This window comes from Acidovorax sp. 100 (assembly GCF_003688355.1).
GTDB classification, from domain to species: Bacteria; Pseudomonadota; Gammaproteobacteria; order Burkholderiales; family Burkholderiaceae_C; genus Acidovorax; species Acidovorax delafieldii.
In genome coordinates this window covers 4,242,416-4,265,203 of sequence record NZ_REFD01000001.1, presented here as the reverse complement: position 1 = coordinate 4,265,203, position 22,788 = coordinate 4,242,416, and the positions used below count along the sequence as shown (strand labels likewise).

18 protein-coding genes are annotated in these 22,788 nt (G+C 64.8%); 10 read left to right on the top strand and 8 right to left on the bottom strand.

Annotated features, from left to right (window positions below; all coding sequences use genetic code 11):
* Positions 1-70: 70 nt before the first annotated feature.
* Positions 71-529, bottom strand: a complete 459-nt coding sequence (locus tag C8C96_RS19520) for a RidA family protein (RefSeq protein ID WP_008906002.1) — start codon at positions 527-529, stop codon at positions 71-73.
* A gap of 136 nt (positions 530-665) precedes the next feature.
* Between C8C96_RS19520 and C8C96_RS19515 the strand changes: the two genes are divergently transcribed.
* The 4 genes from C8C96_RS19515 (at position 666) to C8C96_RS19500 (ending at position 5,956) form a co-directional block, all read left to right on the top strand.
* On the top strand, positions 666-3,233 hold the full coding sequence (locus tag C8C96_RS19515) for a DNA internalization-related competence protein ComEC/Rec2 (protein WP_121943354.1): 2,568 nt from the start codon (positions 666-668) through the stop codon (positions 3,231-3,233).
* A gap of 85 nt (positions 3,234-3,318) precedes the next feature.
* Positions 3,319-4,854, top strand: coding sequence for a circularly permuted type 2 ATP-grasp protein (locus tag C8C96_RS19510; RefSeq protein ID WP_121943353.1), 1,536 nt, complete (start codon positions 3,319-3,321; stop codon positions 4,852-4,854).
* Between the two features lie 2 nt (positions 4,855-4,856).
* Positions 4,857-5,003 (top strand): alpha-E domain-containing protein, encoded by a 147-nt coding sequence (locus tag C8C96_RS19505; RefSeq protein ID WP_121943352.1) that lies wholly within the window; start codon positions 4,857-4,859, stop codon positions 5,001-5,003.
* Complete coding sequence (locus tag C8C96_RS19500) at positions 4,997-5,956, top strand: alpha-E domain-containing protein (protein ID WP_055400923.1); 960 nt, start codon at positions 4,997-4,999, stop codon at positions 5,954-5,956. The genes C8C96_RS19505 and C8C96_RS19500 overlap by 7 nt, the downstream gene beginning before the upstream one ends.
* Here the strand turns inward: C8C96_RS19500 and C8C96_RS19495 are convergent.
* The 3 genes from C8C96_RS19495 to C8C96_RS19485 all read right to left on the bottom strand — a co-directional run bounded on the left by C8C96_RS19495 (position 5,922) and on the right by C8C96_RS19485 (position 7,735).
* Positions 5,922-6,431 carry a hypothetical protein gene (locus tag C8C96_RS19495; protein WP_121943351.1) on the bottom strand — a complete coding sequence of 170 codons (510 nt, stop codon included), beginning with the start codon at positions 6,429-6,431 and terminating at the stop codon, positions 5,922-5,924. The two genes, C8C96_RS19500 and C8C96_RS19495, sit on opposite strands and share 35 nt — an antisense overlap.
* Positions 6,428-6,709 (bottom strand): VF530 family DNA-binding protein, encoded by a 282-nt coding sequence (locus C8C96_RS19490; RefSeq protein ID WP_056061753.1) that lies wholly within the window; start codon positions 6,707-6,709, stop codon positions 6,428-6,430. Before C8C96_RS19490 ends, C8C96_RS19495 begins: the two co-directional genes overlap by 4 nt.
* A 108-nt stretch (positions 6,710-6,817) precedes the next feature.
* Complete coding sequence (locus tag C8C96_RS19485) at positions 6,818-7,735, bottom strand: LysR family transcriptional regulator (protein WP_056061756.1); 918 nt, start codon at positions 7,733-7,735, stop codon at positions 6,818-6,820.
* A 192-nt stretch (positions 7,736-7,927) separates the two neighbouring features.
* Here C8C96_RS19485 and C8C96_RS19480 point away from each other — a divergent pair, with 192 nt between their 5' ends.
* From C8C96_RS19480 to C8C96_RS19465, 4 genes are all read left to right on the top strand, one after another.
* Positions 7,928-8,809, top strand: a complete 882-nt coding sequence (locus C8C96_RS19480) for an alpha/beta hydrolase (RefSeq protein ID WP_192418796.1) — start codon at positions 7,928-7,930, stop codon at positions 8,807-8,809.
* 471 nt (positions 8,810-9,280) lie between these two features.
* The gene (locus C8C96_RS19475) at positions 9,281-10,543 is read left to right on the top strand and encodes an efflux RND transporter periplasmic adaptor subunit (RefSeq protein ID WP_056061759.1); all 1,263 of its coding nucleotides are present in this window, start codon (positions 9,281-9,283) and stop codon (positions 10,541-10,543) included.
* Positions 10,544-10,571: 28 nt separating this feature from the next.
* The gene (locus C8C96_RS19470) at positions 10,572-13,805 is read left to right on the top strand and encodes an efflux RND transporter permease subunit (RefSeq protein WP_121943350.1); all 3,234 of its coding nucleotides are present in this window, start codon (positions 10,572-10,574) and stop codon (positions 13,803-13,805) included.
* Positions 13,806-13,914: 109 nt separating this feature from the next.
* Complete coding sequence (locus C8C96_RS19465) at positions 13,915-15,414, top strand: efflux transporter outer membrane subunit (RefSeq protein WP_233584275.1); 1,500 nt, start codon at positions 13,915-13,917, stop codon at positions 15,412-15,414.
* A gap of 877 nt (positions 15,415-16,291) precedes the next feature.
* Here C8C96_RS19465 and C8C96_RS19455 read toward each other — a convergent pair.
* Positions 16,292-17,464, bottom strand: coding sequence for a pyridoxal phosphate-dependent aminotransferase (locus C8C96_RS19455; RefSeq protein ID WP_121943349.1), 1,173 nt, complete (start codon positions 17,462-17,464; stop codon positions 16,292-16,294).
* Positions 17,465-17,542: 78 nt separating this feature from the next.
* Between C8C96_RS19455 and C8C96_RS19450 the strand changes: the two genes are divergently transcribed.
* Together C8C96_RS19450 and C8C96_RS19445 are read left to right on the top strand one after the other, a co-directional pair.
* Complete coding sequence (locus tag C8C96_RS19450) at positions 17,543-18,979, top strand: NAD-dependent succinate-semialdehyde dehydrogenase (RefSeq protein WP_108497260.1); 1,437 nt, start codon at positions 17,543-17,545, stop codon at positions 18,977-18,979.
* Between the two features lie 348 nt (positions 18,980-19,327).
* Entirely contained in the window at positions 19,328-19,573 is a 246-nt protein-coding gene (locus tag C8C96_RS19445; protein WP_121943348.1) for a hypothetical protein, read from the top strand.
* A 438-nt stretch (positions 19,574-20,011) separates the two neighbouring features.
* Here the strand turns inward: C8C96_RS19445 and C8C96_RS19440 are convergent, their stop codons facing one another.
* The 3 genes from C8C96_RS19440 to C8C96_RS19430 are packed head-to-tail and all read right to left on the bottom strand — an operon-like array spanning position 20,012 to position 22,601.
* Positions 20,012-21,226 carry an FAD-binding oxidoreductase gene (locus C8C96_RS19440; RefSeq protein WP_121943347.1) on the bottom strand — a complete coding sequence of 405 codons (1,215 nt, stop codon included), beginning with the start codon at positions 21,224-21,226 and terminating at the stop codon, positions 20,012-20,014.
* A gap of 6 nt (positions 21,227-21,232) precedes the next feature.
* Entirely contained in the window at positions 21,233-21,658 is a 426-nt protein-coding gene (locus tag C8C96_RS25450) for an FdtA/QdtA family cupin domain-containing protein (RefSeq protein ID WP_121943346.1), read from the bottom strand.
* Positions 21,630-22,601: a glycosyltransferase family A protein gene (locus C8C96_RS19430; protein WP_147455694.1), complete on the bottom strand. Its 972-nt coding sequence runs from the start codon at positions 22,599-22,601 to the stop codon at positions 21,630-21,632. The genes C8C96_RS25450 and C8C96_RS19430 overlap by 29 nt, the downstream gene beginning before the upstream one ends.
* Positions 22,602-22,788: the final 187 nt, after the last annotated feature.

The window sequence follows — 22,788 nt, the reverse complement described above, 5'->3', positions numbered from 1 at the left end:
CTGCGCTGCACAGGCAACAAAAAACCCATGGCAGTGATGCCATGGGTTTTTTGCTGGGGCGCGCGGTCTGTCAGGCCAGTTCGGCGATCAGTTCGATCTCCACGCACGCGCCCATGGGGATCTGGGCCACGCCGAAGGCGCTGCGGGCGTGCACGCCCTTCTCGCCAAACACTTGGCCCAGCAGTTCGCTGGCGCCATTAGTCACCAGGTGCTGCTCGGTGAAGTCGCCCGTGGAGTTCACCAGGCTCATGACCTTGACGATGCGTTTGACACGGTTCAGGTCGCCGCCGCAGGCGGCTTGCAGCGTGCCCATCAGGTCGATGGCCACAGCACGCGCAGCCTGCTTGCCTTCTTCGGTGCCGATGTCGCGGCCGAACTGCGCAGCCCAGGGCTTGCCGTCCTTGCGAGCGATGTGGCCGCTCAGGAACACCAGGTTGCCCGTCTGCACATAGGGCACGTAGGCGGCGGCGGGCACCGACACGGGGGGCAGGGTGATGTTGAGTTCTTTCAGCTTGTCGTAAACGCTCATGGTGGTCCTCGTTAGGAAGTGTGGGTGGATAGACGAGAGCGGTCTGGTGCGCAGGCCGCCGAGCGCAGTAAGTGTTACACAGCACCCCACCCTCGCGCCGACGTGGCAGGCCCTGGCGGCGCATTAGCATCAGCGCATGTCCGCTATAAGCGCCTCTAATGCCACGCCGCTGTCCGCCACAGGCCGGGGCGTGGAGGGGTCATTGCCCCCGCGTCCGTGGCTGCTGCCCGCTGTGTTGCTGGGCGTGGTGGCCGGGGCTGCGCTGCAGCTGCAGCAGCCCACGCTGTGGTCCGCTGCGGCCTATGGGTGGCTGTTGGGGGCTGGTCTGCTGCTGGGCGGTGGCGCGGTGGCCGCCGCGCGGCGGCGCCCAGGGCTTCGCTGGGCTCGCAGTGCCATCGCCATGGCGCCCTGGCTGATGTTGCTGGCGGGGGCGCTGGCCATGGCGGGAGGCACCGGCCTGCGGGCCGTGGCCTACCAGGCGCAGGCATTGCCGGCAGCGTTGGAGGGCAAGGACCTGCGCATCACCGGCGTGGTGGCCGCCATGCCGCAGATCAACGAGGCGGGCACCCGCTGGCGCATGGTGGTGGAGGGGGCGACGCTGCAGGGCGCGCCGGTGTCCTTGCCGCCCCTGGTGGATGTGGCCTGGTATGGCAGCGCTTTCGGCGGTGCGGGCGAGGTGCTGGACCTGCAGCGCCAGCCCGCCCCGGTGCGTGCGGGCGAGCGGTGGCAGCTTACCGTGCGCCTGAAGGCGCCCCATGGCCTGCGCAACCCGCATGGTTTTGACTACGAACTGTGGATGTGGGAGCAGGGCCTGCAGGCCACGGGTTACGTGCGCGCGGGCCCCAAGGACGAGCCGCCGGTGCGTGTGGCCGCCACCTGGCAGTACCCGGTGGAGCAGTTGCGCCAGCGTGTGCGGGACGCCATCCTGGAGCGCCTGGTATTCGGGCAGGATGGCTCGGGCAATGACATCGCCGACCCCACCCGCACGCGCACGGCGGGCGTGGTGGCGGCGCTGGTCACCGGCGACCAGCGTGCCATTGACCGTGCAGACTGGGATGTGTTCCGTGCCACCGGGGTGGCCCACCTCATGAGCATTTCGGGTCTCCACATCACGCTGTTCGCCTGGCTGGCGGCGCTGGTGGTGCGGGCGTTGTGGCGGCGCTCGCCCCGGTTGAGCCTGGCGGTGCCTGCGCAATCCGCCGCACTGGTGTCGGGTGTGCTGCTGGCCACGGCCTACGCCCTGTTCAGCGGCTGGGGCGTGCCCGCGCAGCGCACGGTGACCATGCTGGCCATCGTGGGGCTGCTGCAGCTGAGCGGGCGCCGCTGGCCCTGGCCCCAGGTGTGGCTGCTGGCCTGTGGGGCCGTGGTGGTGCTGGACCCCTGGGCGCTGGCACAGGCAGGTTTCTGGCTGAGCTTTGTGGCAGTGGGCGTTCTGTTTGCTACTAATCCAATAGCTACAGGGGCAAGTAGCACTGGCGCTACAGGCCATTTTTATGCATTGGTGCGCGAGCAGTGGGTGGTCACGCTGGCGCTCACGCCCCTGGGCTTGCTGCTGTTTGGCCAGGTGTCGCTGGTGGGTTTCGTCGCCAACCTGGTGGCCATCCCCTGGGTGACGCTGGTGGTCACGCCGCTGGCGCTGGGGGGCGTGTTGTGGGCGCCGCTGTGGAGTGCGGCGGCCCTCAGCCTGCAGCCGTTCACCGCGTTGCTGCAGTGGCTGGCTCAGTGGCCCTGGGCCGCTGTGTTTTTGCCTGCCGCGCCGCTGTGGGCGGGTGTGGCGGCGGTGGCAGGGGGCGCGCTCTTGGCCATGCGCCTGCCCTGGCGCCTGCGTTTGCTGGCGTTGCCCCTGCTGCTGCCGGTGTTGTGGTGGCAGCCGGAGCGGCCGGCTGCGGGGCAGTTGGAGCTGCTGGCCGCCGACATCGGCCAGGGGAATGCCGTGCTGGTGCGCACGGCCACGCACACCCTGCTGTATGACGCAGGGCCGCGCTTCAGCCGCGAGAGCGATGCGGGCCACCGCGTGCTGGTGCCGCTGCTGCGGGCGCTGGGGGAGCAGGTGGATGTGCTCATGCTCAGCCACCGCGATGCCGACCACACGGGCGGTGCAGCGGCCGTGCTGGCCCAGCAGCCGGGCGCTGAACTGACCGGCTCCATCGAAGCCGAGCATGCCCTGCAGCGCTTGCGCCCCAGCAGGCCCTGCCTGGCAGGCCAGCGCTGGGAGTGGGATGGCGTGGCTTTCGAGGTGCTGCATCCGCTGCCCGGTGACGACGCCCCTGTGGCGGCCAAGGCCCCGCGTCCCAATGCACTCAGCTGCGTGCTGCGTATCACGGCCGCCGGGCCCGAGGGCGGGACGGCCCTGCTGGTGGGCGACATCGAGGCACCGCAGGAGCAAGCCTTGCTGGCGCGCAGCGCGCCCTTGCGGGCCGACCTGTTGCTGGTGCCGCACCACGGCAGCAAGACCTCGTCGTCGGCGGCTTTTCTGGAAGCTGTCCAGCCGCGCACCGCTTTGGTGCAGGCTGGTTATCGCAACCGCTTCGGTCATCCGGCGCCGGATGTGCTGCAGCGCTACCGTGCGCGCCAGATTGCGGTGGTGGAATCGTCGCGCTGCGGGGCCGCCCGCTGGTCCTCGTCGCAGCCTGGGCAGGTGGCCTGCGAACGCGACACCGGCGAGCGCTACTGGCAGCACCGCATGGTGCCACGGGACGACTGATTCGGGGCCGATGGCGCAGCGCCGCCAGGGGTGTTGGGCGGGGGTGGGCTCACAACTTGCTATCCTGATCGCAGGAGGCCCGTTCATGCAGAAATTTGACGAGATGTACGCCATGCTGCCGTTTGATGGCAGCGACGTGCGGGAACACTACAAGCGCTATGCGCAGTGGTTGAGCAAACAGCCCCCTGACGTGATGCAGGCCCGCAGGGCCGAAGCCGAGATGATCTTCCGGCGCGTGGGCATTACCTTCGCCGTCTACGGCGCCAAGGACGAAGGCGGCGCAGGCAACGAGCGGTTGATCCCGTTCGACCTGATCCCTCGCATCATCCCTGCCCACGAGTGGGCCAGCATGCAGCAGGGGCTGGTGCAGCGTGTCACGGCGCTCAACCGTTTCATCCACGACGTGTACCACGGCCAGGACATCATCCGCGCCGGCATCGTGCCCGCCGACCTCATCCTGAACAATGCGCAATACCGCCCCGAGATGGCCGGCGTGCATGTGCCGCAGGACATCTACGCGCACATCGCAGGCATCGACATCGTGCGCGCCCCTGATGCCCAGGGCAATGGTGAGTACTACGTGCTCGAAGACAACCTGCGCGTGCCCAGCGGTGTGAGCTACATGCTCGAAAACCGCAAGATGATGATGCGGTTGTTCCCCGAGCTGTTCAGCCTGCACAAGGTGGCGCCGGTGGCCCACTACCCCGACATGCTGCTCGAAACCCTGCGCGCCAGCGCCCCCGCCACGGCGGATGAGCCCACGGTGGTGGTACTCACGCCCGGCATGCACAACAGTGCGTACTTCGAGCACGCCTTCCTGGCCCAGCAGATGGGGGTGGAGCTGGTGGAGGGCCAGGACCTGGTGGTCAAGGACAAGTTCGTGTACATGCGCACCACACGCGGCCTGCAGCGGGTGGACGTGATCTATCGCCGCGTGGACGATGACTTCCTCGACCCCCAAGTCTTCCGCCGCAATTCCACCCTGGGCTGCTACGGCCTCATGGAGGCTTACCGCGCGGGCAACGTGGGCATCTGCAACGCTGTGGGCACGGGCGTGGCGGACGACAAGTCCGTCTACCCCTATGTGCCGGAGATGATCCGCTTCTACCTGGGCGAGGAGCCCATCCTGAAGAACGTGCCCACCTGGATGTGCCGCAAGCAGGACGACCTGCAGCACGTGCTGGTCAACCTCAAGGACCTGGTGGTGAAGGAGGTGCACGGCGCGGGCGGCTACGGCATGCTCATCGGCCCTGCCGCTACGCAGGCCGAGATCGAGGATTTTCGCCGCGCGCTGCTGGCCAACCCGGCGGGCTACATCGCGCAGCCCACGCTCAGCCTGTCGAGCTGCCCCACGTATGTGGAAAGCGGCATTGCCCCGCGCCACATCGACCTGCGCCCCTTTGTGCTCAGCGGTCGCGAGGTGCAGATGGCCGCCGGCGGCCTCACGCGCGTGGCGCTGCAGGAGGGCTCGCTGGTGGTGAATTCGTCGCAGGGCGGCGGCACCAAGGACACCTGGGTGCTGGGCGAGGGTACGCCTGCAGCGCAACCCAAGGCCGTGCAATCCCAGTCGCAATCGCAGGGACAAGGTCAGTCGCAAAGTCAATCGCAAGGGAGCCTCTGAACATGCTGAGCCGCACCGCCGACCATCTGTTCTGGATGTCCCGCCACACCGAGCGGGCTGAAAACGCCGCCGAAAGCGGGGTTTCACCACAACACAGCCAGCGTGCGCAGCACGCGCGGGGTTCTCTGCCCGGGGAGGAAAAATGCTAAGTCGCACTGCCGATCATCTGTTCTGGATGTCCCGATATACAGAGCGGGCAGAGAACACAGCAAGAATGCTCAATGTGAGCTACGAGACCTCCCTGTTGCCCCAGGCTGCCGATGTGGCGCAAAAAGGCTGGGAGGGCCTGCTGTCCATCAGCGAGCTGATCCCTGCGTACACCGCCAAGCATGGTGAAGTGACGCCCGCCAACGTGCTGGAGTTCATGGTGCACGACGGCAACAACCCGTCGTCCATCCTGTCGTGCCTGCGTGCCGCACGCGAGAACGCGCGGGCCGTGCGCGGTGCGCTCACCACCGAGGTGTGGGAGACGCAGAACCAGACCTGGCTGGAACTGCACCGGCAACTGGAAGGCGGCGCGTTCGAGCGCGACCCAGGCCAGTTCTTTGAATGGGTGAAGTACCGCTCGCACCTCTCTCGCGGCGTGGTGCTGGGCACCATGCTGCAGGACGAGGCGTTTCACTTCTTGCGCATGGGCACCTTCCTGGAGCGCGCGGACAACACCGCGCGCCTGCTGGATGTGAAGTTCCACGCGGTAAAGAACGACTTCTTTGGCCGCCCCAGCGACCGCAACCAGGAAAGCGACTTCTACCACTGGAGCGCCATCTTGCGCAGCGTGTCGGCGTTCGAGGTGTACCGCAAGGTCTACCGCGACGTGATCACGCCGGGCCGCGTGGCCGACCTGCTGATCCTGAGCCGCGACATGCCGCGCTCGCTGCACGCGTGCCTGCGCGAGGTGGTGGACAACCTGGCCGTGCTGGCCAACGGGCAGTCTGCCGAGACCAGCCGCAGGGCAGGGCGCCTGCTGGCCGATCTGCAGTACGGCCGCATCGACGAGATCCTGGCGACCGGGCTGCACGCGTTCCTCACGCAGTTCCTGGACCGGGTGAACGACCTGGGTGGCGGCATCAGCCGCGATTTTCTGGTGACGTCCGGCGATTGAAAACCAGCAGGGCGGCGCCATGCCAGGCCAGCCCTGCTGCGTAGGGAAGCAGCGGGGCCCAGGGAGAGCCCAGCCAGGCCCTCGCCTGGGGGCTGCTGAACCACGCTAACCAGGCGGGCAGGGTTGCACCCCACGGCGTGTGCAGGTGGGCCTGCAGTACGCCACAGGCGGTAAGCCCCAGGCCCACCAGCGTGGCCACCGCGATGCCGTAGGCGACCGGCAGCTTGCGGCGGCCCGCCATCGCCATGAAGGCTGCACTGAAGAACACCCCCAGAAACACGGTGGCCAGCCAGGCCACCGGCCACCAGCCTGCATCACCAGCTCCAGACCGGGCCACCAGCAGCGCGTTGAAACCACCCGTGGCGCCCAGCGCCAGCAGCGGTACCAGAAAGTTGCGATACCGCGCGCTCAGCTGTGCCGAATGCGCCGCCTGATTGGGCGTTGTTGCGGTATGGCTGCGCGCATCGCTGGTCATTCTTGCGCGTTGCGCCGCTGGTCCCGCAACATGAAGAGGTAGAGGCTTTCGACCTTCTCGCGCGCCCAGGGGGTCTTGCGCAGGAACTTGAGGCTGGAGCCCACGCTGGGGTCGATCTGGAAGCAGCGGATGGGAATCTGCCGCCCCAGCTCATCCCAGCCAAAGTAGTCGGCCAGGCCCACCACCATGGCTTCGAGTGTCACGCCGTGCAGGGGGTTGCGCGGCTGGGTGGGCTTGTTGGCCGGTGGGGCGGGTGGCGGGGTCTCTGGAGTGCTCATGGCTCCAAGCATACAGACTGGGAGCGTGAACACGCCCTGAGGGCAATCCTGTCGTTTGCATCGGGCGTTCACCCCACCACCGCCACCATAGAACCGGCTCAGGGGGCGTCAGGCTTTGCGCTGCAGATGGGCCTCGCGCTGGAACAGCTCGGCCGCCCAGTCCACAAACGCGCGCACCTTGGCGCTCAGGTGGCGGTTGGGCGGGTACACCACATACACAGGCAGCAGGGGTTGGGTCCAGTCGGGCAGCAGCTGCACCAGGGCTCCGCTGGCGAGGTAGCGCTGGGCTTGCCAGCTGGTGATCTGGCCAATGCCCAGACCCGCCACGATGGAGGTCACGTAGGCGTTGGCCTCGTTCACGCTCAGCTGGTAGGGGCCGGTGATGTCGATGGACTCATCACCCCGGCGAAACTCCAGCGGGTAGTGCCGCCCACTTTGGGGCGAGAAATAGATCACGCTGGCATGTTTCTCCTCGATCTCCAGCGGGTGCGTGGGTGTGCCCTTGCGCTCCAGGTAGGCGGGTGCGGCGACGGTGATGAACTCCAGGTTGCCAATGCGACGCGCCACCAGTGACTGGTCGCTCAGCTCGCCCCCCCGGATCACGCAGTCCACGTTGTCCCCGATCAGATCCACCGTGCGGTCGCTCACACCCAGGTCCACCTGGATATCCGGGTAGCGGGCATGAAACTCCGCCAGTTGCGGAATGATGAGCAACTGGGCCACCGATGTGCCCACGTCGATGCGCAGCCGCCCGCGCGGGTTGGCGCGCGCGTTGGTCATGCTGGCCTCGATGTCGTCCAGGTCGGTCAGCAGCCGCACCGTGCGGTCGTAATAGGCCGCGCCATCGGGTGTCACGGTCACGCGGCGGGTGGTGCGGTTGAGCAGCTTCACGCGCAGCCGCTCCTCCAGCGCCTGCACATGCTTGGTCACCGTGGCTTTGGGCAGGCTCAGCGAGTCCGCTGCCCGGGTAAACGTGCCGGCCTCCACCACCCGCACGAATATGCGCATGGCCTGTATCTGGTCCATGGCTTCTCCTTGAGTCATCAGCACCCAAATTGGGTGCTGAGGAATTCTCACACGGGCGCCCCGGTTTGATTGTTGAGCTTTTGGAAACAGTGCGGTGGTGTTTGACCTGTTTATCAGAAAGGCCCAACCCACTACATTTCATCCATCGTCAACCGACCTTCCACCTATCCACCTACCTACTGGGTACCTGCCATGCAGCCCGACCGCCCGTCTTCATCCTCTTTGCCCACGCAGCCCGCTGCGGCGCCCGCCAAGGCGTCCGGGGTGGCTGCGTCCGTCTGCACCGATTCCACCATTGAGGTGGCCCAGGGGCAGGACGTGGAAGTGCGCATGTACGGCCGCAAGAAGACCGGCCAGGCGTCACCGGTGGTCGTGCACTTCCACGGCGGGGCCTTCATGTCGGGCGATCTGGACAACGGCTGCACGGTGGCTTCTCTGCTGGAGAGTGCCGGGGCCGTGGTGGTGTCGGTCGCGTATCCACTCACGCCCTTTCCGCAGCCGGTGGACACAGGTTACGGTGTGCTCAAGTGGGTGCACAAGCACCGCACCAAGCTCGGCGGGCAGGGCGCCGCCGTGTACCTGGCGGGCGAAGAGGCCGGTGGCAACCTGGCGGCGGCCGTGGCACTGATGGCGCGTGACCAGTCTCACCCCCCGCTGGCCGGGCAGATCCTGCTGTCGCCCATGCTGGACCCCTGTGTGGGCACCGCGTCGCTGCGCGAGGCCACGGGGGACTCCACGGGCTGCAAGTGGACCGAGGGCTGGCGCAACTTTCTGCGCTGCCCGCGCGATGCCGAGCACCCCTATGCGGTGCCTGCCGGTGCGCAGCGCCTGGCGGGGCTGCCCCCCACGCTGATCCTGGTGGGCGACACCGACCCCATGCACGACGAGGCGCTGGCCTACGCGGCCCGGCTGGAGGCTGCCGGCCTGCCGGTCACGCGCCACGTGTTCTCCAAGAACCCGCAGTGGCCCGATGCCCTGCTGCAGACCGGCCCGCATGAATGTCCGTGTGCGGCGGGTGCGCAGGAGCAGTTCCGGCAGTTCTTTGCCTCCACGCGAAGTCCGGTGCCGTCCTGACGACGGCCCCTGACACCTTCTCACATCCCTGACAGCCGCTGACCTCCACCCGGGTGGAGGCAGAGAAACGCGGGCTCGGCGCGAGCCCCATTCCCTTTTTACATCTTGATTTCCGGCCTGGCGTGCCGGAGGGGAAACGCTCGCCCGGCGTTGACCGCTCCGCATGTCCTAGAGCCCACGTTACCCATTCAAACGACACGGAGGAAAGAACACACCATGCATGCACCCCTGATCCCGTTGGCCTGCGGCCGCTGTCACAGCGCACCTGGCCGCACCGTCTTTTGACGGTGGCACGCAGGCCGCCCCGGTGTTTGTCGCCGGGGTATTGACCTTTCCACCGTGTCATTGCCGAGACTGCATTCCGCCCCCTTTGCATTGACCCCTGCCGAGCGCAGCCCACAGGCGCCAGCGCACGGCAGACAAGTTTCACAGCGTGCTCCACAAGGGCACACCTACTGATCGAAAGTGACCATGAACTTCCCATCCTTCTCCAAGTTCTCCCAGCGCCGCCCCCTGGGTCTGGCCACCCTTGCCACGGCCGTGACGGCCACCGTGGCGGCTGCTGTTCTGGTGTTTCAGGCACCCGTGGCGCAGGCGGATAGCGCCCCCGCAGCACCGCCCGCCATGCCGGTGTCGGTGGCTGCCGTGCTGCAAAAAGACATCGCCCTGTGGGACGAGTTCTCTGGCCGGCTCGAAGCCGTGCAGCGCGTGGATGTGCGCCCCCGCGTCTCGGGCGCCGTGCAGGCCGTGCACTTCCGCGAAGGCTCACTGGTCAAGCAGGGCGACCTGCTGGTCACGGTGGACCCAGCCCCCTACGCCGCGGAGGTGGACCGCGCCGAAGCCCAGGTGGTCGCTGCGCAGGCCCGCCTGTCGTACACCCGCAGCGAACTGGAGCGCGCCACGCGCCTGCTCGAAGAAAAAGCCATCGCCCAGCGCGAACATGACGAGCGCCTGAACGCCCAGCGCGAGGCCGATGCCAACCTGCGCGCCGCCCAGGCCGCGCTGCAGACCGCGAAGCTGAACCTGGGCTACACCCAGGTGCGCGCACCGGTGGCGGGCCGTGTGGGCCGCATCGAAGTCACCGTGGGCAACTTGGTGGCGGCCGGCGCGGGCGCCCCGGTGCTGACCACGCTGGTGTCCGTGAGCCCCATCTACGCGAGCTTCGACACCGATGAGCAGATCGTGGTGAAGGCCCTGGCCGACCTGCAAAGCGGCCAGCGCGGCAATAGCGCCCGCCAGCTCATCGAGCGCATTCCTGTCCAGATGGGCACGGGCACCACGGGCGGCACGCCGCACGCCGGTCGTTTGCAGCTCATCGACAACCAGGTCGATGCCAAGAGCGGCACCGTGCGCGTGCGCGCTGTGTTCGACAACGAAGACGGCTCGCTCATCCCCGGCCAGTTCGCCCGCATCCGCATGGGCCAGGCCCGCAACACCCAGGCGCTGCTCATCAACGAGCGTGCCGTGGGCACCGACCAGAACAAGAAGTTCGTGATGGTGGTGGGCGAGGGGAACAAGGCCGAGTACCGCGAGGTCACCCTGGGCGCGCCGATTGACGGCCTGCGCGTGGTCACCTCGGGCCTCAAGGCGGGCGAGAACATCGTCGTCAACGGCCTGCAGCGCGTGCGCCCCGGCGCCGTGGTGGCGCCACAGCCTGTGCCCATGACCGCCAAGGCCGAGATTGCGGGTGATCGCAAGGAAGCCAAGAACGCCGCCAAGTCGCCAGCCGCCTGAGCGCGCTGGACACCAGGAATTTGCATCCATGAACCTGTCCCGCTTTTTCATCGACCGCCCCATCTTTGCCGGGGTGCTGTCGGTGCTCATCTTCCTCGGGGGGCTCATCGCATTGCGCGGTCTGCCCATCTCTGAATACCCTGAAGTCGCGCCGCCCTCCGTGGTGGTGCGCGCACAGTACCCGGGCGCGAACCCCAAAGTGATCGCCGAGACCGTGGCTACGCCGCTGGAGGAGTCCATCAACGGCGTGGAAGGCATGCTCTACATGGGCAGCCAGGCCACCACCGACGGCGTGATGACGCTGACCGTGACCTTTGCCCTCGGCACCGACCCCGACAAGGCCCAGCAGCTGGTGCAAAACCGCGTCTCGCAGGCCGAGCCGCGCCTGCCCGAGGAAGTGCGCCGCCTGGGCGTCACTACCGTCAAGAGCGCGCCGGACCTGACCATGGTGGTCCACCTGGTCTCGCCCAACAACCGCTACGACATCGACTACCTGCGCAACTACGCTGTGCTCAACGTGAAGGACCGCCTTGCGCGCATCCAGGGCGTGGGCCAGGTGCAGATCTTCGGCGGTGGCGACTACTCCATGCGTGTGTGGCTCGACCCGCAAAAGGTCGCGCAGCGCGGCCTTTCGGCCAGCGACGTGGTGGCCGCCATCCGCGGCCAGAACGTGCAAGCCGCTGCAGGTGTGGTGGGCGCATCGCCCGGCCTGCCCGGCGTGGACCTGCAACTGTCCATCAACGCGCAGGGTCGCCTGCAGACCGAGGAAGAGTTCGGCGACATCATCGTCAAGACCGGTGCGGATGGTGCGGTGACACGCCTGCGCGACATCGCCCGCCTGGAGCTGGGCGCGGCCGACTATTCGCTGCGCTCGCTGCTCAACAACGATCCGGCCGTGGGCATGGGCGTGTTCCAGGCGCCGGGCTCCAACGCGCTGGACATCTCGGCCAACGTGCGCAAGACCATGGACGAGATCCAGAAGAACATGCCCGAAGGCGTGGAGTACCGCATTGCGTACGACCCCACGCAGTTTGTGCGTGCGTCGATCAAGTCGGTCATTCACACGCTGCTCGAGGCCATCGCCCTCGTGGTGCTGGTGGTGATCCTGTTCCTGCAGACCTGGCGCGCGTCCATCATCCCGCTGCTGGCTGTGCCGGTGTCGGTGGTGGGTACGTTTGCCGTGCTGCACCTGCTGGGCTTCTCGATCAATGCGCTCTCCCTGTTCGGGCTGGTGCTGGCCATCGGCATCGTGGTGGACGATGCCATCGTGGTGGTGGAGAACGTCGAGCGCAACATCGAGGCGGGCCTGACCCCGCGCGAGGCCACCTACCGCGCCATGCGCGAAGTCTCCGGCCCCATCATTGCCATCGCGCTGGTACTCGTGGCCGTGTTCGTGCCGCTGGCCTTCATCAGCGGGCTCACGGGCCAGTTCTATCGCCAGTTCGCGGTGACCATCGCGATCTCCACGGTGATCTCGGCGATCAACTCGCTGACCCTGTCGCCCGCGCTGTCAGCGCTGCTGCTCAAGGGCCACGACGAGCCCAAGGACGCGCTTACGCGCGGTATGGACAAGGTGTTCGGCGGCCTGTTCCGCGGCTTCAATCGCTTGTTCCATCGCGGCTCAGAGGCCTACAGCGGCGGCGTCAAGCGCGTCATCGGCCGCAAGGCGCTGATGTTTGTGATCTACCTCGCGCTGGTGGGCGCCACAGTTGGCCTGTTCAAGATCGTGCCTGGCGGCTTCGTGCCCGCGCAGGACAAGCAGTATCTGATCGGCTTTGCGCAGCTGCCCGACGGCGCCACGCTGGACCGCACCGAGAACGTGATCCGCCGCATGGGTGAGATCATGAAGGAGAACCCGAACGTCGAAGACGCGATCGCCTTCCCCGGCCTGTCGATCAATGGCTTCACCAACAGCTCCAACTCCGGCATCGTGTTCGCCACGCTCAAGCCCTTTGCCGAGCGCACCCGTGCCGACCAGAGCGGCGGTGCGGTGGCAGGCCAGCTGAATCAGGCGTTTGGCAGCATCCAGGACGCGTTCATCGCCATGTTCCCGCCACCCCCGGTGGCGGGCCTGGGCACCACGGGCGGCTTCAAGCTGCAGATCGAAGACCGTGCCTCGCTGGGCTATGAAGCCATGGACAACGCGGTGAAGGCTTTCATGGCCAAGGCCTACCAGACGCCCGAGCTGGCGGGGTTGTTCACCAGCTGGCAGGTCAACGTGCCGCAGCTGTACGCCAACATCGACCGCACCAAGGCACGCCAGCTCGGCGTGCCCGTGACGGACATCTTCGACACGCTGCAGATCTACCTGGGCAGCCTCTACGCCAACGACTTCAACCAGTTTGGCCGCACCTACAGCGTGCGCGTGCAGGCCGATGCGGCCTACCGCGCGCGGGCCGAAGATGTGGGTCTGCTCAAGGTGCGCTCTGCTACCGGCGAGATGGTGCCGCTGTCGGCGCTGATGAAGATGGAGCCCAGCTTCGGCCCCGAACGCGCCATGCGCTACAACGGCTACTTGGCCGCGGATGTGAACGGCGGCCCCGCGCCTGGTTATTCATCGGGCCAGGCGCAGGCGGCCATCGAGCGCATCGCCAAGGAGACGCTGCCCCAGGGCATCACGTTCGAATGGACCGAGCTGACCTACCAGGAGATCCTGGCCGGCAACTCTGCCGTGCTGGTGTTCCCGCTGGCCATCCTGCTGGTGTTCCTGGTGCTGGCCGCGCAGTACGAGAGCCTGACGCTGCCCATCGCCATCATCCTGATCGTGCCCATGGGCCTGCTGGCCGCGATGACTGGCGTGTGGCTGAGCAAGGGCGACAACAACGTGTTCACGCAGATCGGGCTCATCGTGCTGGTGGGGCTGTCGGCAAAGAACGCGATCCTGATCGTGGAGTTTGCGCGCGAGCTGGAGTTTGCCGGGCGCACGCCCATACAGGCCGCCATCGAGGCCAGCCGCCTGCGGCTGCGCCCCATCCTGATGACCTCGCTGGCCTTCGTGATGGGTGTGCTGCCCCTGGTGCTGTCCACCGGAGCGGGCGCCGAAATGCGCAGCGCCATGGGCGTGGCGGTGTTCGCCGGGATGATTGGTGTGACGGCCTTTGGCCTGTTCCTCACGCCCGTGTTCTACGTGCTGCTGCGCAAACTGGCTGGCAACCGCCCGCTGGTGGAGCATGGCGCGCATGTGGCGCCTATCTCGCACAACACTGGCACCGGTGGCACCGCGCACCCCGTGCTGGCTGCGCCACGCAAGGAGCACGAGTGATGCCCTTGACCACGGTGACAACAACGACCTTTGTGGCCCTAGATGCGCGCTCCACGGTGCACCCGCTGCCGACTGCAACGGGTGCATCGGGCGGGGCAGGAGACCAACCATGACCGATTTGCTATTGAAGAAAAACTCCACCGAGGGTGCTGCCTTTGGCGTGCGCAAGCGCAGCCTGCTGGCGCCCCTGGCCGCCGCCCTGGTGCTGGCCGGTTGTATGACCCAGCCCGTGGCCCCCGCGCCGCATGCGGGTGTGCCCGTGCCCGCCAGCTTCACGGCAGGGGGCGACGCACTGCCTACCGCCCCCTGGACGGTCGCGGCCCCCGCCGAGGCGCAGCCGCGCGGCGAGTGGTGGCTGGGCTTTCAAGACCCGGTGCTGGCCGACCTGGTATTGCGCGCGGGCACGGCCAACACCAGCATCCAGCAGGCCGCCGCGCGGCTGGCCGAGGCGCGCTCGCTGCTGCGCTCTGCCGATGCCGCGCGCTCGGTGCAAGTGGGCGCCTCGGCCGGTGTGACGCGCCAGGCAGGCGCTGCCACCACGGGCAGCGCAGCACCTGCCACGTTGGGCACGGCGGGGCTCAATGCCTCGTACGAGCTGGACCTGTTCGGCCGCCTCTCGCAAACCAGTGACGCCGCGCGGCTGGACGCCGACGCGCGCGAGGCTTTGCTGCAGAGCACGCGCTTGATGGTGCAGGCCGATGTGGCGCAAACGTACCTGCAGCTGCGCGCGGTGCAAGCCGAGCAGGTGCTGGTGCAAGAGAGCCTGGCCGCTTATCAGGACACGCTGCACCTGACACAGCGTCGCCTGCAGGCCGGCGATGTGGCTGAGCTGGACGTGGCCCGTGTGCAGACTGAGGTGGCGGCCACCGAGTCCGATGCCCTGGCCTTGCAGCGTCAGCAGGCCCTGCTGACCAACGCGTTGGCCGTGCTGGCCGGCGAGGTGGCCAGTGGCTTTGTGCTGCCGCCCGCGACGGGCGACGCCGCGTTGCCGGTGATCCCGCCGGGCGTGCCCGGCACGGTGCTGGCGCGTCGTCCCGATGTGTCAGCCGCGCAAACTGCCGTGCTGGCCGCGCAAGCGCGCGTGGGCGTGGCGCAGAAGGCGTGGTTCCCGGCCGTCACGCTCACGGGCAATGCGGGGCATGCGTCGCCCGAGCTGGGTGACCTGTTCAAGTGGTCCGCCCGTGCCTGGGGCGTGAGTGCGCTGTTATCGCTGCCGATCTTTGACGGCGGCCAGCGCGATGCGCAGATCGAGGGCGCCAAGGCGCGCCTGGAGGCTGCGCTGGCGGACCACCGTGGGCAGGTGCTCAATGCGTTTCGTGACGTGGAGGATCAGCTGACCTCGCTGCGTTTGCTCTCCGGCCAGGCCGAGGCGCAGGGGCGGGCGGTGACGGCCGCGCGGCGGGCCACGCAGTTGTCGGATGTGCGGTATCGCAATGGCTTGGTGAGCCAGCTGGAGTTGCTGGACGCGCGCCGCAGCGAGTTGCGCAATCGGCGGCAGGAGCTGCAGGTGCGGACGGCGCAGTATGTGGCGACGGTGGGGTTGATTCGGGCGCTTGGAGGCGGGTGGGGGGATCAGCCTGCGGTGAAGATGGCTGCTGTGTTGCAGTAGCTTTTTTTAGCGACTTTGGCTGCTTGCGCTAGTGGGATATGCGCTGGTAGCTATTGATTTTGTAGTGTTGGTTTTTGTGCGCTGATTGAGCCGCGTGCCTTTGTTGAGGGCGGAGGCCGGGAGTCGCCCCGGCGGGCGAGGTACTTTTCTTTGCTTCGCCAAAGAAAAGTACCCAAAAGAAAGGCGACCCCCAGTCTGCGACCCCTTCGCGGTGCGAAGGGGCAAACCTGCGTCGTGTCGGTTGCGGGGTGCGCCGTGGAACTCACTGCGCTGCGTTGCAGCTTCGTTCAGACATCCACGGCGAGTCAGTTCACGAAGCATGGGCGCTTCGACGCCCATGCTCACCCCGCAACCGCCCCGCCGCAGGCGCAGCCAGCAGGGGGTGGACAGCCGAACATCCAAACAACCGAACAGCCGGACTTCCATTCGGGCCATTGCTGCGCTCGGCCCAGGCTGCGCAGCGCGTGGCGCTTGCGCCCGCGAGATGGGGCCGAGCGCAGCAAAGGCCCGTGTGGCTGTTCTGTACCCCGGTGCCCCTCTGGATGCGCCGAGGAGCGCAGGGTTTGGCGGATCAGGGCTCGCGTGTGTCTGAGCGACGCGCAGCGGCGCGAGTTGAGCGAGACCCCGCCACACCCGAGCACCGCAGGTTGCCCCGTAGCGTCAGCGCAGGGGACGCAGACAGTGGGGTCGCCTTTCTTTTGGGTACTTTTCTTTGGCGAAGCAAAGAAAAGTGCCTCGCACGCCGGGCGACTCCCAGCCTCAGCCCTCAACCCGGGCACGCAGCCCAATCAGCACAACAACCAGACACTACAAAATCAATAGCTACCACCGCATATCCCACTAGCGCCTGCGGCCATAAAGGCTCAAAAACCTCAAATCACCCCTTCAACCACCCCCTCAACCTCTCCACCCCTTCCCCCAACCGCCCCACATCCCGGCTCGCAAAACACCACCGCAACCACCCCAACGCCTCCCCCCCAAACGCACTGCCCGGCGCCAACCCCAACCCCGCCTCCCGCACCAGCCGCTTGGCCAGCGGCAAACACTCGTCATGCCCGTCGATGTGGAAGAACGCATACATGCCCCCATGTGGCGTGGCCACCGACACTCCCGGCACCTCGGCCAGCAGCGGCACCAGCGTGTCTCGACAGTTGCGAAGATGGTTCACCAGCGCAGGCGTCACCTCCTCCGTGCGCTGCAGCGCCACCGTGGCCCCGCGCTGCACAAACACCGGCGCGCACGAGGTGTTGAACTCGATCAGCTTGCCCACCGCCTGGGTGAGTGACGGCGGCAACACCAGCCACCCCAGGCGCCAGCCGGTCATCAAAAAGCTCTTGGAAAAGCTGTGCGTCACGATCAGCCGGTCCTCGGGCTCAGCCACGTCCAGAAAGCTGGGGGCCGCGCCATTGGCCGTGTCGCCCGCGTAGTACAGCCGCTCGTACACCTCGTCCGCCAGAATCCACGTGCCCGTGCGGCGGCAGTGCGCCAGGATGGTGGCTTGCTCCTCGCGCGTCAGCGTCCAGCCCGTGGGGTTGTTGGGTGCGTTGACGACCAGCAGGCGCGTACCGGGTGTGATGGCAGCCAGCAGCGCATCCATGTCCAGGCGCCATGCGCCGTGCACGTCGGCCACCAGCGGCACAGTGCGCACCTGCGCCCCCAGAATGCGCGGCTGCGCCACCAGGTTGGGCCACACGGGCGTCACCAGCACCACCTCGTCGCCCGCGTCCACCAGGGCCTGCACGGCCACCATCAGGCCGTTCACGCCGCCGGACGTCACTGCGATGCGGTCGAACCACGCATCGGTGTGCTGCTGCGGGTGCAGGCCGTGCATGTAGCCTGCAATCGCGTGGCGCAGTTCGGGCAGGCCCAGGTTGTGGGCGTAAAAGGTCTCGCCCTTTTGCAGCGACGCAATGGCCGCATCGCGGATGAAATCCGGTGTCACCTCATCGCTCTCGCCAAACCAGAACTTCAGCACATCGCTGCGCCCCAGGCCTTCGTTGGCCACTTCGCGGATGCGCGACTCTTCGAGGCTTTGGACTACTTCTCGCATGCAATCTCCTTGAAATACACAGCCATCATCGCAGGCGTATAGTCGTTTTTTTGATTTTTTTGGCTGACCCCAACGCTCATGACCTATCCCAACACCCAGCTCTTCATCGCAGGCCAGTGGCAAGACGCCGCCGAAGGCAAGACCCTTGCCGTGTTCAACCCCGCAACGGGCAAAGAAATTGGCCGCGTGGCCCACGCCACCAAGGTCGACCTGGACCGCGCGCTGGACGCCGCACAAAAGGGCTTTGAAGCCTGGCGCGACATGCCCGCCGCCGAGCGCGCCAAGACCATGCGCCGCGCAGCGGCCCTGATGCGCGAGCGCGCCGAATCAATAGCTGCCATCATGGTGCAGGAGCAGGGCAAGCCCCTGGCCGAGGCCAAGGTTGAGACCATGGCATCCGCCGACATCATCGAATGGTTTGCCGACGAATCGCTGCGTGTGTATGGCCGCATCGTGCCCTCGCGCAATCTCAAGGCCACGCAGATGGTGCTGAAGGACCCGGTGGGCCCCGTGGCCGCGTTCACGCCCTGGAACTTCCCCATCAACCAGGTGGTGCGCAAGCTGGCCGCCGCGCTCGGTGCAGGGTGCTCGATTCTGGTGAAGGCGCCTGAGGAAACCCCCGCCAGCCCCGCAGAGCTGATCCGCGCGTTTGCCGATGCCGGTGTGCCCGCAGGCACCGTGGGCCTGGTCTATGGCGACCCGGCTGAAATCTCCAGCTACCTGATCCCGCACCCCATCATCCGCAAGGTCACGTTCACGGGTTCCACGCCCGTGGGCAAGCAGCTGGCCGCGCTGGCGGGCAAGCACATGAAGCGCGTGACGATGGAACTGGGCGGCCATGCCCCGGTCATCGTGGCCGAAGACGCCGACCTCGAACTCGCCATCAAGATCGGCAGCGGTGCCAAGTTCCGCAACGCAGGGCAGGTCTGCATTTCGCCCACGCGCTATCTGGTGCACGAAAGCATCCGTGCGGACTTTGTGGCCGCTTTCGCTAAATACGCCCAGGGCCTGAAGGTGGGCGATGGCCTCACGGCCGGCACGCAGATGGGCCCGTTGGCCAACCCGCGTCGCATTACCGCCATGGCCGACTTGTTGGCCGATGCGGTACAGCAGGGCGCCAAGGTGCTGGCCGGTGGCGAGCGCATCGGCACCGAAGGCAACTTCTTCCAGCCCACCGTGCTGAACGACGTGCCCCTGTCGGCCCGCATCGTGAACGAAGAGCCCTTTGGCCCCGTGGCAGCCGTGCGTGGCTTCACCCAAATCGAAGACGCCATTGCCGAGGCCAACCGCCTGCCGTTTGGTCTGGCCGGTTATGCCTTCACTTCGTCGCTGAAGAACGCTCATTTGCTGGCGCAGCGCCTGGAAGTGGGCATGCTCTGGATCAACCAGGCCGCCGCACCTGCAGCCGAGCTGCCGTTTGGTGGCCTGAAGGATTCGGGCTACGGCTCCGAGGGTGGCCCCGAGGCCATCGAGGCGCACCTGAACACGCGCCTGGTGTCGATCATGAACGTGTGAGGGCGACCATCGCGCTTTTTGAACAGGTTCTCAGCGCGGTAGTCACAGGCCCCCGGTGCCATGGGCATCGGGGGCCTTTCTGCTTTTTGAAGACTGCGCTGGGGCGGCGCAATGGTGCCGCGCTGGCACACGGCATGGGTAGCGGTGTGCCAGCGCGCACTGCTTTCAGGAGAGCCTAGCCCATGTTCTCCACGCGCTACCTTGCCCTCATCTTGGCCCCAGCCTGCGTATGACCCACCGGGGCTGGCATGGACAAGGAAGGCTCCAGCCAGCGGCCCGGACTGTTCTGTGCCTGGCTGTCCCCGGACGATGGCCCGGTGTGGGCGCATTTTGAGAACCCTGCGCACCATGCCGCAACTGGTGCGGCACTGCCATACCGGCGCGCCGGTGTTTGCGCTGCAGGCAGGCACCCGCTACCAGTGCAAGGCAGCATCACCACAGAAGTCCACCGGCCAGGAAGAACCCTACACCGCAGGGCTGACCGTGCAAGCAGCCGAGGCTTCCAATCGCCCGATTTCACTCCAACCCTTCGGGCAAGTACTTGTGCAACTCCAAAAAGACTTTGACCAGGTTCTTAGTGTCGGAGGGGTGTGACGGCTGGTGCGTGTCGCTCTGGGGCCTGACGGGCGGGCTGCGGCAGCTGGGGTGGTTTGGCGGGCATTGAGATGCCTGGTGCGTCTCGTGCGCACCGGACAGTGTTTGCAATGGGGCGCTGATGGTCGGACGCTGGCCAGAGCGCGCCGTGATTCAAAGCACCTGTGTGGTGAACCGTCGCTGGTGCCTGACACCTGTCAACACCGTGTGGATGACTTCGGCCCGGTCGATATACAAGCCACTCAAATCGTCGAAAACCACGTGCCTGCTGGCGGTTTTGCCCGAGACTGAAAGTGCGCAAAACGCCAGCTAGGGCTGTTGCACACCGGTTATCGGGGTATCTACTCATGGATGGCATGAACACCAGATGCCTAGAGCACCTGGTTGCAATCGTATGCCCGGGAGGTCACACCAAAAGAGATTTTGAGTGCTGACTATTTATTCAGCAAGGCTGTGAGCGAGTGATTTTGCAAGAAAAGGTGCTGTGGAGTATTTTCCAGTGTCTACTGAAAAATAGCGGCCATGTCGTGTGATGCCATAGTCTGATCGGCGATGAAGCGTGGATTTCGGATCCGAGAGCAAACCCTGGCCAGCAGCAAAAACCCAGCCACCTTCCAGATAAATGTATTCGGCTTGTTCGCGAATCTGTGCTGCCCATGGCAACAATGACTCCAGATTTTGGAAGATGGAATCCTTCAGTGCCTGCGAATCGGAAACGGCCGACTCTTTGATATCCGGTGGCAAGACGTCTGAACTATCTACCCGCAAACCATCGGGATACCAAGAGAGATAAAAATCACGTCCATTGTAATTTTTGATGTCTCCGAAAGGTCCCGTGGCAATAACGGCACAAGGTGTGTTTACTGTTGCTCGTGTGCGTACGAATAGCGACTGGCGGTATCGATTCGACCAAGTCCCCGTCGGTTCTATTCCAGCGGTCTGGTCTATCGCCATGCGGCCCTGCCAGAGCGAGTTAATCACATAGTCATAAGGGCCAAACGTGCCTTCAGATGTTTCTATGCTCCAGGTACCTTCGGCGCTGTCTCCCGTGGGGTGGGCTGCTGTAATACGGACCCCCATCAAAGGCTCAATGAGTTTTTCTTCCGCCAAAGCGGATATGAATTTTTCGGCCACCCAATTGGTCTCTACAGAGCGCTCTGGAGCGCGAAACCCCGCAACAATGTCTGGAGAAGATGTCAAGTTGGCAAGTTGGGAGGAGTTCAGTCGTTGAACCCTGCAATCGGATACATCAGCTAAATACCGTTTTGCATCTGGATGCGCTCGCACCCGTTCAACAACTTTCTCCATGTACGTCATCATTTCTGATGCCGATGTTACTGAATCGCGATGGCACAAATACAGGTCGTCTTCGCTTGTGATGGCTGGAGCAAGTGAAGTGCCGACCAATTCTTCGATCAGAGGGCGAAAATTGAGCCCTCCAGGAATGACATGGCTTGCGGTGCGTAAAGATGGATCCGCACTGTAGATAAATCCCAGATGGATCTTTCCTTCGTTCCATCGACTTGCCGCACTGAAAGGATGTTTCTCTTTGTCAAATATGGATACGTGAAATCCTTTGCGGGCGAGAAAGATCGCGGTGGAGCAGCCCATTATCCCTGCTCCGAGTACCGCAATGCGTAACGGTTTTTTCATGTTTGTTTAATTCCAGTTATTAACATATGACGCGGGATCATATTTCTCACTGGCCATTACCAAGAGTACAGAGTCCGATGCAACGTATGTCTGGCGGCACCACACTCCACTGCCTAGGAGCAGGCCTGGCCCTGTAGGTATCAGCGCGGTATTTACTTCTTCTGGCCCTGTTCTTAGCACGAGTTCAATTTTCCCTTGAAGGCAGATCAATAGTTGCTGCCCCGTTCGGTGGCCGTGCTCGCCGCGTATGGCTCCGGCGGGTACGTTTGTTACCGTGAATACCCGGCGAGGCCGGAAAGGAAGATCGTCGAAATCGATTGGCAGTAAATTGCCGCGTTCATCAGCATGAACGGGAAGATCAATCAAGCGGGCGCGCCCCTCAAACCAAGAGTGATGCGAAAAGTCAGCGCTGGTATTTATGATTTCCCTCACTTTCTAAGTCCGGCTTGTGTTGGAGGAGCCATCTCGCCATCGGACCGGTCAAGGTGAGTTTCTGTTCGCTGGTTAGGTCTGAGATCCAGATTTCTCGCATTATTGCTGCATGAACCTCAAAAAATTGCCGTTGAGAGAATTTCCAGCTTCGAGAAAGGCTGTCAGGTTTGTAGTACTTGTAGCATAGGGTTTCTGGTATTCGTGCGAACTCACCGAGCAGGCTCATGTGAAACAACCATGGCCAGTCTGCCGAAAATTCACCCGCCCGGTGGGACTTGAGTCCCTGAATTCGACGTGCAGGCTCCAAACGGAATAAACCTCGATTGGGTACCCACCATTTGTTGTCTCCCCGCATCATGATGAACCCTCTCTGTACGGGGTCGTGCACGCCTTCAATCTCTTCAAATATCCACTGCTCTTGAGATTCGTCGGTGTTGGTCAAGAGAACGTCGGAATAGCTCAATACAACTTCTGGCCGGCTGTCAAGTATGTTGACCAGCTTCTCGATATAAGCTGAATTTAATATATCATCGTGAAATGCAAACAAAACATAATCTGAGTTGGCTTGGTTGAGTAAAAAATTGCAATTGCCTACATACCCCAGCCGTTCCTGCTGTCGTATCACCCTGAAGCGTGGGTCATTGTGGGCATGGGCTGCACAGATTTCATAGGTCGAGTCATCGCATTTGTCCACTGAGATAATGATCTCAAGAGGGGCATAGGTTTGGGCCGACAGACAGTCAAGAGTCGCCAGAATAAAGCCTGCGGATTGCCATGCGGGAACCAGTGCGGTGACCTTCGATGGCTTTTTATGGGAGTCCATATGATTGAGAAAGTGATTTTTATTGCCAGCGCAGCAGGAGCCGGAAGGCCCGCATGGTCGAGCGTTTTCCTTGCTCTGTCGTGAAATTTTTTCCCATACACGAAGGTATTTTTCGTGCAAGCAAGTACTGCGCCGACTGTTGGGAAGATACCAGTTCAAACCCGCACGGCGTGTCTATCTGTAACCGCATTGGGCATGCAGGGCTGGCACGGAAACGCTCGGTGGATTGGATGCGCAAGGCGTTGATTGCGCAAGAAAAAAACCCCGCACCTCAAAGAAGTGCGGGGTAATTGGCTGTGTGTCTGCC

Excerpts from the sequence above, each read along its gene's own strand:
- C8C96_RS19520 (WP_008906002.1), bottom strand. The coding sequence starts at position 529 with ATGAGCGTTTACGACAAGCTGAAAGAACTCAACATCACCCTGCCCCCC.
- C8C96_RS19515 (WP_121943354.1), top strand. The coding sequence starts at position 666 with ATGTCCGCTATAAGCGCCTCTAATGCCACGCCGCTGTCCGCCACAGGC.
- C8C96_RS19510 (WP_121943353.1), top strand. The coding sequence starts at position 3,319 with ATGCAGAAATTTGACGAGATGTACGCCATGCTGCCGTTTGATGGCAGC.
- C8C96_RS19505 (WP_121943352.1), top strand. The coding sequence starts at position 4,857 with ATGCTGAGCCGCACCGCCGACCATCTGTTCTGGATGTCCCGCCACACC.
- C8C96_RS19500 (WP_055400923.1), top strand. The coding sequence starts at position 4,997 with ATGCTAAGTCGCACTGCCGATCATCTGTTCTGGATGTCCCGATATACA.
- C8C96_RS19495 (WP_121943351.1), bottom strand. The coding sequence starts at position 6,431 with ATGACCAGCGATGCGCGCAGCCATACCGCAACAACGCCCAATCAGGCG.
- C8C96_RS19490 (WP_056061753.1), bottom strand. The coding sequence starts at position 6,709 with ATGAGCACTCCAGAGACCCCGCCACCCGCCCCACCGGCCAACAAGCCC.
- C8C96_RS19485 (WP_056061756.1), bottom strand. The coding sequence starts at position 7,735 with ATGGACCAGATACAGGCCATGCGCATATTCGTGCGGGTGGTGGAGGCC.
- C8C96_RS19480 (WP_192418796.1), top strand. The coding sequence starts at position 7,928 with ATGCAGCCCGACCGCCCGTCTTCATCCTCTTTGCCCACGCAGCCCGCT.
- C8C96_RS19475 (WP_056061759.1), top strand. The coding sequence starts at position 9,281 with ATGAACTTCCCATCCTTCTCCAAGTTCTCCCAGCGCCGCCCCCTGGGT.
- C8C96_RS19470 (WP_121943350.1), top strand. The coding sequence starts at position 10,572 with ATGAACCTGTCCCGCTTTTTCATCGACCGCCCCATCTTTGCCGGGGTG.
- C8C96_RS19465 (WP_233584275.1), top strand. The coding sequence starts at position 13,915 with ATGACCGATTTGCTATTGAAGAAAAACTCCACCGAGGGTGCTGCCTTT.
- C8C96_RS19455 (WP_121943349.1), bottom strand. The coding sequence starts at position 17,464 with ATGCGAGAAGTAGTCCAAAGCCTCGAAGAGTCGCGCATCCGCGAAGTG.
- C8C96_RS19450 (WP_108497260.1), top strand. The coding sequence starts at position 17,543 with ATGACCTATCCCAACACCCAGCTCTTCATCGCAGGCCAGTGGCAAGAC.
- C8C96_RS19445 (WP_121943348.1), top strand. The coding sequence starts at position 19,328 with ATGCCGCAACTGGTGCGGCACTGCCATACCGGCGCGCCGGTGTTTGCG.
- C8C96_RS19440 (WP_121943347.1), bottom strand. The coding sequence starts at position 21,226 with ATGAAAAAACCGTTACGCATTGCGGTACTCGGAGCAGGGATAATGGGC.